General features: G+C 67.6%; 10 protein-coding genes and 1 pseudogene. 7 read left to right on the top strand and 4 right to left on the bottom strand.

The window, feature by feature from the left end; genetic code table 11:
• From aspA to GTY56_RS08720, 4 genes and pseudogenes are all read left to right on the top strand, one after another.
• Positions 1-360 (top strand): annotated as a pseudogene (aspA, locus tag GTY56_RS08735) (aspartate ammonia-lyase); the annotation flags it as partial.
• Positions 361-555: 195 nt separating this feature from the next.
• A complete protein-coding gene (locus tag GTY56_RS08730) occupies positions 556-1905 on the top strand; it encodes an aspartate aminotransferase family protein (RefSeq protein WP_161364145.1) in 1350 nt (449 codons plus the stop codon).
• 27 nt (positions 1906-1932) lie between these two features.
• Positions 1933-3012 (top strand): phosphotransferase, encoded by a 1080-nt coding sequence (locus GTY56_RS08725; protein ID WP_346345444.1) that lies wholly within the window; start codon positions 1933-1935, stop codon positions 3010-3012.
• Between the two features lie 83 nt (positions 3013-3095).
• Positions 3096-4268: an ROK family protein gene (locus GTY56_RS08720; protein WP_202509917.1), complete on the top strand. Its 1173-nt coding sequence runs from the start codon at positions 3096-3098 to the stop codon at positions 4266-4268.
• Between the two features lie 36 nt (positions 4269-4304).
• Here GTY56_RS08720 and solA read toward each other — a convergent pair whose 3' ends face one another.
• The 4 genes from solA to GTY56_RS08700 all read right to left on the bottom strand — a co-directional run bounded on the left by solA (position 4305) and on the right by GTY56_RS08700 (position 8268).
• Positions 4305-5450: an N-methyl-L-tryptophan oxidase gene (solA, locus tag GTY56_RS08715; protein WP_161364142.1), complete on the bottom strand. Its 1146-nt coding sequence runs from the start codon at positions 5448-5450 to the stop codon at positions 4305-4307.
• Positions 5451-5470: 20 nt separating this feature from the next.
• The gene (locus GTY56_RS08710; protein ID WP_202509916.1) at positions 5471-6874 is read right to left on the bottom strand and encodes an NAD(P)/FAD-dependent oxidoreductase; all 1404 of its coding nucleotides are present in this window, start codon (positions 6872-6874) and stop codon (positions 5471-5473) included.
• 172 nt (positions 6875-7046) lie between these two features.
• Positions 7047-7532, bottom strand: coding sequence for a RidA family protein (locus tag GTY56_RS08705; protein ID WP_161364140.1), 486 nt, complete (start codon positions 7530-7532; stop codon positions 7047-7049).
• Between the two features lie 55 nt (positions 7533-7587).
• Positions 7588-8268, bottom strand: coding sequence for a haloacid dehalogenase type II (locus GTY56_RS08700; RefSeq protein ID WP_161364139.1), 681 nt, complete (start codon positions 8266-8268; stop codon positions 7588-7590).
• A gap of 175 nt (positions 8269-8443) precedes the next feature.
• On the opposite strand from GTY56_RS08700, the gene GTY56_RS08695 reads away from it, so the two are divergent.
• The 3 genes from GTY56_RS08695 to GTY56_RS08685 form a co-directional block, all read left to right on the top strand.
• Positions 8444-9130: an FCD domain-containing protein gene (locus GTY56_RS08695; RefSeq protein WP_161364137.1), complete on the top strand. Its 687-nt coding sequence runs from the start codon at positions 8444-8446 to the stop codon at positions 9128-9130.
• Between the two features lie 421 nt (positions 9131-9551).
• Complete coding sequence (locus tag GTY56_RS08690; protein ID WP_161364135.1) at positions 9552-9761, top strand: DUF2180 family protein; 210 nt, start codon at positions 9552-9554, stop codon at positions 9759-9761.
• Between the two features lie 627 nt (positions 9762-10388).
• On the top strand, positions 10389-10697 hold a 309-nt coding region (locus GTY56_RS08685), incomplete at its 3' end, for a RidA family protein (RefSeq protein WP_161364133.1).

Below are 10697 nucleotides of genomic sequence, written 5' to 3'. Positions count from 1 at the left end.
ATGGCCGCGGAGGCCGGGCAGCTCCAGCTCAACGCCTTCGAGCCGATCATCCTGCACTCCCTGTCGGAGTCCATCACGCATCTGCGTGCGGCGTGCCTGACCCTGGCCGAGCGCTGTGTGTCGGGCATCACCGCCAACACCGAGGCACTGCGCGCGAGCGTGGAGAACTCCATCGGCCTGGTCACCGCCCTCAACCCGCACATCGGCTACACCGCGGCCACCGACATCGCCAAGGAGGCCCTCGCCACCGGCCGGGGCGTCGCCGAACTCGTCCTGGAAAAGGGCCTGCTCCCCGCCGAGACCCTCACCGCCCTGCTACGCCCCGAGGTCGTCGCGGGCAGTGGCCAGGCCATGGCCTGAGCTGCGCGTGGGACCGGCCGTGCCTCCTGGCCGTCCAACGCGGGTGCGGTTCGCCGTCGCAAGGGTTGCCGCATCGGCATCCGCCGTATAAGTTTCAGGCTGGAACTGAAACAATTGTCGTCTGGCTGGAGCGGCCATGGAGCCGTCTGGCTGAAGCGGCCAGGACGAGATGCACGCCACGAAGAGGGGACGCCGATGACTTCCACGCCGAGTCGAGCGCTGGCCAACTACCCCAACAGGTTCGACCCCGCAGCGCTCGATTCCCTGCCTGAGCGCATGCAGTCCACCGTCAAGCGCCGAAACAACGTGCTGGGCCCTGGCTACGCACTGAACTACCGGGAGCCGGTCGAGTTCGTCTCGGGGCGAGGTGCTCACCTGTTCGACCGGGAGGGCAACGACTACCTTGACGCGTACAACAACGTGCCGTGTGTCGGTCACGCACACCCGCACGTGGTCGAGGCGGTGTCCCGTCAGATGGCGGCCGTCAACACCAACACGCGCTATGTGCAGGAGTCACTCGTCGACTACGCCGAGCGCCTGCTCGCGACGATGCCCGAAGCGCTCTCCAGGGTCAGCTTCGCGTGCAGCGGGTCGGAGGCGAACGACCTGGCCATGCGCGTGGCCCGCTTCCACACGGGCGGCGAGGGCATCGTGGTGACGCGCTGGGCCTACCACGGTCTCACGCGCGAGGTGGCGAGCTTCTCGCCGACTCTCGGCGCCGGGTCACCGCTCGGGCCGAACGTGCGGGTCATCGATGCCCCCGATCCGCGACTCGTCCCGCCGGGTTCATCGCTTCCCGACCACATGCGAAGCCAGGTGCGCGGGGCGATCCAGGACCTCGAACGCCACGGTTACCGGCTCGCGGCGCTGATCACCGACTGCGCCCACTCCAGCGACGGCCTCTTCACCGACCCCGTCGGTTACCTGCGTGACATGGTCGAGGAGGTGCACGCCGCGGGCGGCGTCTACATCGCCGACGAGGTCCAGTCGGGATTCGCCCGACTCGGAGAGTCGATGTGGGGGTTCAGCCGCCATGGGGTGCTCCCGGACATCGTCACGATGGGCAAGCCCATGGGCAACGGCATGCCGATCTCCGGCGTGGTGTTCAGGCCCGAGGTGTGCGAAGAGTTCGGGCGGAACGTCCGCTACTTCAACACCTTCGCCGGCAGTTCGATCGCGGTTGCCGCCGGTGCCGCGGTGCTGGACGTCTTCGAAGCGGAGAACGTGCAGCAGCGAGTTCTCGACAACGGCAGCGCGCTTCGAGTCGGCCTCGAGGAGATCACTCGCGAGTCTCCCCACGTCGCTGAGGTCCGCGGCAGCGGCCTGTACGTGGGCGTCGACATCGTGAAGGACCGGGAGTCGCTGGAGCCCGATCGTGTCCGCGCCGACGACGTCATCAACGACATGCGCGAGCGTCGCATCCTCATCAGCGGCACCGGCGAAGCAGTCAACGTGCTCAAGATCCGACCCCCGTTGGCCTTCGACTCGGCCGACGTGACGCGCTTCCTCGAAACCTTCGCCGAGATCGCCGGGACGCGCCTCTAGCAGGCTGAGAGCCGAAGGGACCGAACAGTGAACACCTCGCCGCCCGCACGTACCACCCAGCAGTTGTTCGAGGAGAGCGGCCTGGCGTCGTCCCACGAACCCATCGAGATGAACGAGGTGGATGCCCTCCTCGCCCGGCACTACCGGCTGAGCGGCCGTCTCGAGCGGCTGGCGACCGAGAAGGACGACACGTTCCGGCTGCGGACCGGATCAGCCGACCACCTCGTCAAAGTGTCCCCGCCCGACGAGCCGGCAGCCGTCGTAGCCCTTCAGACGGCTGTGATGCGTCACCTCGAAACCGAAGCTCCTCATCTCCCCGTCCAACGGGTCGAGAAGACCATTGAGGGCATCGACAACGTACCGGTCGAGACGAAGGAAGACGGGATTCGCGTCCTGCGCGTCCTCGACTTCGTCGAAGGTGCCGTACTGGCGCGAACGGACCCCGAGCCCCACCAGTTCGCCAAAGCCGGGCACATGCTCGGGCAAGTGGATCTGGCCCTGCGGTCGTTCAGGCATCCGGCGGACGACCGGCGCCTCGTCTGGGACCTCCGGTACTTCGACCGGCTGCGGGAGCTCATCGACCACACCCCGGGTGCCGCACACCGCCGGCTGGCTCAAGAGGTGTTCCGCCTGTTCCGCGGGACCGTCGTTCCGAGGCTGGATGATCTCGAGACCCAAGTGATCCATGGTGACTACAGCCCCTACAACGTCCTCGTGGATCCGCGGGCGGACGGCTTCGTCACCGGAGTGATCGACTTCGGTGACACGATGCGCAGTGCTTTGATCTTCGATCCGGCTGTGTCTGTCGCGAACCTCCTCGGCCGGACGGCATCGGATCCCTGGCGCGAGGCATGCAGCTTCGTCGCGGGATACGAGCGGGCCCGGCCGATCAAGGACACCGAACTCCCGCTCCTGCCTGTCGCGGCGCTGGCACGCCTGACACTGCGCGCGCTGGTGACCCACTGGCGCGCCGAGCGGGTGCCGGAACGTCGCGACTATCTGCTGGAGCACGCCAGAGACGACTGGGTCAACGTGGAGCAGGGCATGGCCGTCGCCCCGCAGGAGGTCGTGGACCGCATGCTGAACACCCGCCATGACACGCCGTGAGCTGCGCGGTGCCCCGCGGACAGTCGGCAGGTCCGGTCAAGACCACTGGTTCGGGTCGCGTACGGTCTCGCTAAGGTCATGAGGTGAGCAGCATCAACCCCACACCACGCGACTACAACAAGGCACGTGTCCTTGACGTGGTTCTCTCCCGTGCGCCGTTGACCCGGAACAAGCTCATCGAGCTCACGGGGCTGAGCAAGGCGACGGTGTCACGGGCCGTCGAGGACCTGCGCTCCGACGGGTTCGTCGTGGACGGGGGAGTCGACGCCGTCGCAGGGCGTGGCCGTCGGTCGACCTACCTCGATGTCCCCGAGACGGCCGGACACGTCGTGGGGGTCGGCTTCGGCGCCGTGACCAGTGGCGTGCTGGTGACCGACCTGCGCGGCCGTGAGATCGGACAAGTGGTCGTCCCGACGGTCGATCACCACGACGTCCCCGCTGCCGGCCGGTGGCTGGCCGACCTGATCACGCAGACCAGCGCATCCGCACGCGGGCCCCTGCGCCGGATCGTCGTGGCACTGCCCGCTCATGTCCGCGACGGCGCCGAGGTGTTCCGGCCTGCCGGTCCGATGAAGATCTTCACCGGCCGCGAGCTCCACGGAATCGTCGAGGAGCTCGTCGACGCTCCGGTGACCTTCGACAGCGACGCGAACGCCTCCTTGCTCCAGGTGCTCACGGACGACGCGAGCATCCAGAACGCCGCCCTGTTCAGCGTCAGCAGCACCCTGAACTTCGCCATCTGTACGGACCGGGAACTGGCTCGGGGACGTACCCCCGCGTTCGGTGACATCGGTGCCCTCTCCTCGGGCGTCGTCGACCGCACCCTCAACGGGCTGCTGAGCACCGCGGGGCTTGCGAAGTTCGCTCGCGAACAGGGTTGGGACACGGAGCGCGTCGAGGAGTTGTGGCTCACGTCCCAGGACCATCGGGCCCGTGCGGAGACACTCAAGGCGTTCACGACGGCGGTCACGACCGCCGTGAGCACCGTGGCCGTGACCCTCGACCCAGAAGCCGTGTACTTCGTCGGCCGTTTGCGCCCCTTGGTGGACGAGGTGCTCCCCGAGGTGCGCAAGCGACTCGAACGCAGTTTGCCGACCGTGCCCCGGATCACGACCGTCTCCCAGGTTCTGGGACTGTCGGTGGCACGCGGCGCGGTGCACGCCTCCCTGGCCATGACCCACAACCGTCTGCGGGACGCGCTGCTCAAGGCCCGCGCTCAGGGCCCGAAGAAGGAACAGGCCGCGCCGTCGTTCTGATCCGGACGGTGCGCCGAGGCTGCGGCACCAGGTGGGCTACCCGATCCTGAACCGCTCCGGACGTACGAAGTCCAGGCCTTCGACGGTCTGTTTGCCGAGCGCCTCGTGTGCGGCGATGTGGCCGTAGCCCGTGGCCATCTTGAAGCCCTTGCCGGAGAATCCGGTGGCGCAGTACACCCTGCTGTTCTCGCCCAGCCAGCCGAGGAGCGGATGCCTGTCCTCGGTGAAGAGCTCGGGGAAGGCGTCGGAGCGCGCGATGGTGGGGATCAGGCCGGGGAAGAACTCGGTGACGATCTCGGTGACCTTCTCGACTTCTTCCCGGGTGAGCTCCCTGGGCACGGCGCCCGGGTCGGGGGTCGCTCTTGCGCGCCCGGCCAGCGGTCCGTCCACTGACGCCTTGACCGTCACGCCGTCGACGGCGGGTGCGCCGTACAAGGAGCGATCCTCGTACCACCGGCTGAAGACGGGGAAGTTCTCCGGTGAGAACTGCGTGCCGTCCCGGGCGATGAACCAGGTCAGGACGATCCGATGGGTTTCCGTGACGGCCTTGAGACGGTCGGGCATGAGCCTTCGGGACCAGCCGCCCGAGGCGACGACGACCTTCTCGAACGTCCAGGTCCTGTCGCCCGAGGTGACGACCACGCCGTGGCCGGTCTCGGTGATGCTGTCCACGGGTGTGTTCTGAAGGACGGTGGCACCGTTCGCCTGGGCCGCCGTGACGGCGGCGGTGACAGCGCGGTCGGTGCGCAGAACGCCGGCGCGGGGGTCGTGGACGGCGCAGTCGTCGGGGCGGAGGCTGTGCTGGGGGTAGCGTTCGGCCATCTCCTCCCGGCTGAGGACGTGGTGCTCGGCTCCGGTGACGCGTGTCGCCTGGAGGAGGCTGTTGATGTAACTGCCGTTCGCGGTCCCGATGGACAGGCCGCCGGTAGGGGTGAGGATGTCCTGCCCGGTTTCCGCTTCGAGCTCGGCCCACAGGGTGCGGGAGCGTTCGATGACGGGGTAGTAGTCGGGTCTGCCGAGGTAGATCATGCGGAACAGGCGGGTGTCTCCGCCCACGGCACTGCGGCCGTGGGCCGGGGTGGCGGCCTCGAAGCCCACCACCGAGTCGGACAGCCGGGACGCCTGCCACAGGGCCATGCTTCCGATGCTGCCCAGGCCGATGACTGCGAGTTGTGCGTCCATGAGAGCAGGTTCCTTTTCGTCTACTCGTGAAGTCCGGCGAGGCGGCTGCCGAATCGGGCCAGCAGTGAGGTCGTGCTGGAGCCCCTGCGCTCTTCCCACCGGTCGGCGATGCCGAAGAGCCGGTACATGGCATGAACACCCAGCCAGCGAAAGGGCTCCGGTTCCCACTTCCGCGCCCGGTGGCCGACCCAGGGAAGCGTGGTCCGTTCGGTTTCCTTCTCGAAGGCGAGCTCCGCGAGGGTCCTGCCGCCGACATAGGCCGCCGTGACACCGTGTCCCGCGTAGCCGGTGGACGATCCGATCCCCGTCGCCGGGTCGAAGTGCACGCCGCCGTTCCAGTCACGCGTGACGCCCAGGACTCCGGACCACGCGTGATCCACCTCGAAGGGAATGCCCGGGAAGAAGGTACTGAGCTTGTGCGAGATCAGGTCGATGGTGGACTGGGCGGTCGCACCGGCTCCACCCGTACCGGACCCGAAGCGGTAGGGGACACCACGGCCCCCCATGGCGATACGGCCGTCCGACGTCCGCTGGGAGTAGATGAACGTGTGCGCGGAGTCGTTGAGGCACTGCGGCCCGTCCCAGCCGATCTGCTGCCACGCCTCCTGCGGCAGGGGCTTGGTCACGATCATCGAGGAATTGACCGGGATCACGCTCCGCCGGCCCAGCAACGGCCCCGAATAGCCCTCGGTGCAGATGAACGTCTTCGCCGCGGTGACACGCCCCTCGGCCAGGGCCAGGGTCCTGCCCTCCACACTGTCCACGCGGCTGCTCTCGTAGATCGTCACCCCCATGGAGGTCAGGGTGTCAGCCAGGCCGTAGACGAGCTTCGCGGGGTGAATCCGCGCGCAGTGCTTGTAGAAGAGCCCGCCGTGAACGGTGGAGATGTTGATCCGGGACTGGAACTCCTCCCGGTCCAGCAGGTGAACCTCGTCGTCGGTCAGCCCGTACTTCAGCTCGGTATCACGCCTGGCCACCAGCCGCCCGAGCCCCGCCCGAGTGTGAGCGGCCACGAGCGCGCCGCCCTTGTGCTGATCCGCATCGATGCCCTCGGCCTCAAGGATGTCCAGCACCGCGTCCACGCCGGCGACGAACTCCTGTTGCAGCGCCCGGCTCGCCTCCAGCCCTCCTCCGACGCGGGCGAAGGTGGCACGGTTCCCCGGCGGCATCGCCGAAAGCCAGCCGCCGTTACGCCCTGACGCGCCGTAGCCCACCTGCTCGGCCTCGAAAACGGCGACCGAGAGCGACGGTTCGAGCTTCTGGGCGAAGTACGCCGCCCACAAGCCGGTGTAGCCGCCGCCGACAATGGCCACGTCGACGGAGTCCCGGCCGGTGAAACGGGGGAACGAAGGCTTCTTGTCAGCCAGTTGGGACACCCAGAAGCCGAGCTCTCCGTTCCTGGGTGGTGCCGCGGGGGCTTTCATGGTGTGTTCCTTCATCTATCTCTGGGAAAGGAAGCCTCGATGGCTCGGTCGCCGCTGTTCTGACATCACGTCGGCCGGCACGACCGGCGCAGGGGTGCCCATCGTGCCGACCGAGGGCGTCCGGGGTTTGCCGGAGCCCGGTCACAGCCCACTGCTCATGACCGGCTCCCCGCTACACCGCAGTGCAGATCACCTGGATCTCGACAGGGGCGTTGAGCGGCAGCGCGGCGACACCGATCGCGGTGCGCGCGTGCCGTCCGTTCTCGCCCAGTACCTCGATGAGCAGTTCACTGGCCGCGTTGGCGACCTTCGACTGCTCACCGAAGTCCGGCGTGCAGGCCACGAAGACCAGCATCTGCACGATCCGGACCCGGTCCAGCTCGCCCACCGCCTGCACAGCAGCGGCGAGCGCGTTGAGCGCGGCATGGCGTGCGAACTCCTGCGCGGTCTCCAGGTCCACGTCCCGGCCGACAACGCCCTGACCCGGCAGTTCGCCGTCCTTGAAGGGGAGTTGGCCGGAGAGGTGGATGGTGGAGCTCTCCGTCCGGTGGGGCACGAGGTACGTGGTGCCGGCGAGGACGGGTAGCTTCAGTCCCAGGGCCTGGAGCCTTTCCGAAGCCGAGTCACCCTTGACGGTCTGAGGCAGGGGCCGAGTCATGCCGCCACCGTCTTGCCGTGGATCATTTCCTCAGTTCTCCGCTCAGGCTCGGGTGTCAGGGGCGCGGCAGGCCGAAGAGGACCGGGAGGTCGGCGATGTCGGTGATCCGCTCGTAGCCGAGCCAGTGCTCGTCGTGCTCCCAGCCGCGGTCCACGTACACCTTGTTCTCGATGCCCATGATCGCCGCGGAGCGCAGGTCGTACATCGGGCTCGCGGAGACATGGACGAGCTCGTCGGGTGTCACGCCGAGCTTGTCGAACATGTAGTCGAACGTGCCGAGTCGCGGCTTGTACATGCCCATCTCCTCGGCGCTGATGATGACCTCGAACGGCGCCTTGAGGTTCTCCGCGAGGCGCACGGCGTGCGCGGTGTCGCTGTTCGTGATGATCACCAACGGGACCGCCTCGGCCAGGCGGTTCAGCGCCTCGGTGACACCGGGGTGCGGGCCCCACGTGGGGATGCGCTCGTACACCGCCCGCGCCTCGTCCTCGCGGTACTCGAGACCGACCTTGCGCAGTGCGCGTTCCATGGAACGCGCGACGACCTGGTGGAACGGCTGGTAAGCGCCCGTGCACTCGTCGATCCGGTACGCCTTGCAGATCCGCAGGAACTCATCGCCGACCTCGGCCGGCAGCCGGTCGCCCAGAACCTCACGCATCGTGTCGTTGATTCTGAAGTTGATCAGCGTGCCGTTCATGTCGAACGTCGCGAACTTGGGCTTGACGTCGAATCCCACTGGGTCCTCCAGGTGGTTCAGCGGAGCAGCCTGCTTTGGTCGATTGTCGACCATCCGGTTCGTCGATTGTCGACCAAGCGGGTCTGGGCTGTCAATGGCGGGATCCTCTGCCAGGGTGACCGGTATAGTCGACAAACGACCAAGTGGTCGGCAGGTATCGAGGGAAGGCGACGGGGTGGACCACAAGTTCGAGTGGCAGGAGCAGCGGATGACCACGCCGGACGGCGTCTACCGCACGCTCCGTGCCGCCATCCTCGACGGCACCGTACCTCCCGGTGGCCAGCTGCGTGAGGCCCACATCGCGGCGGATCTCGGCATCAGCCGGTCCCCGCTGCGCGAGGCGCTGACCAAGCTGGAGGAGGAAGGGCTCGTCGTCAAGATCCCCTACCGCGGGGCGTTCGTCGTAGAGGTGAGCGCTCGTGAGGTCGCCGAGATCGACTCGGTGCGGCTGCGTGTCGAGCCGTACGCCGCGGAGCTGTCCGCCGAAGCGCTGCGCGGTCCTGAGCGGCCTCAGTTGCTGCAAACGGTCGAGGATCTCCGCCGGGCGATGGAGAAGGACGACATCCCGGCCAGCATCGACGCGCACCTCCGCTTCCACAGGCTCTTCTACGATCTCTCGGGGCACGGCGTGCTGCAGAGCCTCTGGAACGGCTGGGAGACCAAGCTGCGCCTCCACCTCAGCGTCGATCACCGCACCTACAGCGACGACCCGCATCAACTGGTCGTGGAGCACGAGCGGTTGGCCGCGGTCGCCCTGGACGGCGACACCGACGCGTTCCGTCAGGAACTGGCTGCCCACTTCCCCGTGGGGCTGGGCGCTCAGGCGGGAGACCCGGGGGAGCGCACGCAAGGGCAAGCATGAGGCCATGCCTCCTTGCGGGTCATCGCGAGGGCGGGGCCGTTCTTCCCTGAGGCGGCGGGTGGCGGCGCCTTCTTGTCCGGGTGAGGCAAGGGCGCTGTCCAGGACCTGGCACACCGGCGGCACCGCGCGGACTTGATCGTCTGCCTCGGTGGCGCTGTTCGCAGCGTTCCGACGTTCAAGGGGTGCTTCTGCGCTTCCTGTGCCGCCGGCTCTCTGTTCGGCGAACGCTGACTGGTGGTCAGGTCAAGCCGTCGCACCACATCGCACCCTGGCCACACAGCCGCTAACGAGTCTTAGCATTGACAATGTCTAAATTAAGACTTAGTTTTCAAGCTCCTTGAGTAGGTGTGCGTGGCCTGGGTGGGTTTGTTCATGTCTGGTCGGCCGCCACGCCTCGCCCCCGCTGAAATCGGAGTTGGACATGAGGTGCTACGACTGCCTCCAGGAGGCGCGCAGCGACACCACCGGCATCGGTGTGTGCTCGCGCTGCGGCTTGGCCACCTGCGAGAACCACGCCCGCGTACGTCAGGCGCAGGTCACCCGCCAGCTCGGCATGGGTGCCACGTACGGCCGTATCCCCGCACGCAGGGTGGTGTGCCGCACCTGCGACACGGCCGAGACGGCGCACTGACCCGGATGGTGCGCTTATCGCATCGCGCCATCGGTCGCCGAACGAACGCCGCCCGCCCGAGCAACCTTTGTCGGCCCGCCCGGACTCCGCCCCGAATCGCTGGTGCGGTGTCCGGGCCGTCATCGTTCCCGCTGTCCGTGCACGCCGCCGAAAGCGCGACTGCTGACGGCCGGATGTCCTAGACGCACGCGAGGGCGGATCGGTCACCTCGGTACCAGGCCGCGACCGCCTGGTGGGAACCTGGTGTTGTGCGCTCGGGCCCGTCTCCGCGGCCCCGCCTCGTCACCCCTTCCCTGCACCGGAGCGCCTGGATCGTCCGCGTCAGCCACTCGGGAACCAGTCGCCGTCGGCGATCGCCGCAGGCGGGTGTGCCGCACATGCACGGGACGTTCCACTGCCGCATTCGTGGTTGAAGTTCGTATTGACACTGCTCGACAGGCAGCCATATGGTCGACAAACGACAATAGGGTGGCGGTTTTAAGCCACCATACGGCGTTATATCGCCGCTGTTACTCGCGAGGAGACCCGAGTGCAGACGATCAAGATTCATGTGAAGCGGGTTCCCGTGGCCGACCGCGTGGGCCAGCGCCCTGCTCCGTCCGCGGAGGTGACTCGATGAGTCAGTCCATGACGTCGGCAGCGAACACCGACTCGGCTTCCGACCGGCTCCAGGCCCTGGGCCTGGCCCTTCCCGAGCTCGGTGACAACCCGTACTACCTCCACCACCGGACCGTGGGCTCCAGCATCTGCATTTCGGGCCAACTGCCTTACCAGGACGGCTGGCTGCAGGGTCAGGGCACGGTCGGCCGGGACGTCGAGTTGGAGACGGCGCGGTCACTCGCGCGTCATGCCGTGCTCAACTGCCTCGCTGCCGCTGTGCAGGCGGTGGGGGACCTGGACCGGGTCCGGATCGTGCAGATGCTGGTCTTCGTGGCC

Source organism: Streptomyces sp. SID5643 (assembly GCF_009872555.1).
GTDB classification, from domain to species: Bacteria; Actinomycetota; Actinomycetes; order Streptomycetales; family Streptomycetaceae; genus Streptomyces; species Streptomyces iakyrus.
This window is presented reverse-complemented; position numbering and strand designations above follow the sequence as displayed.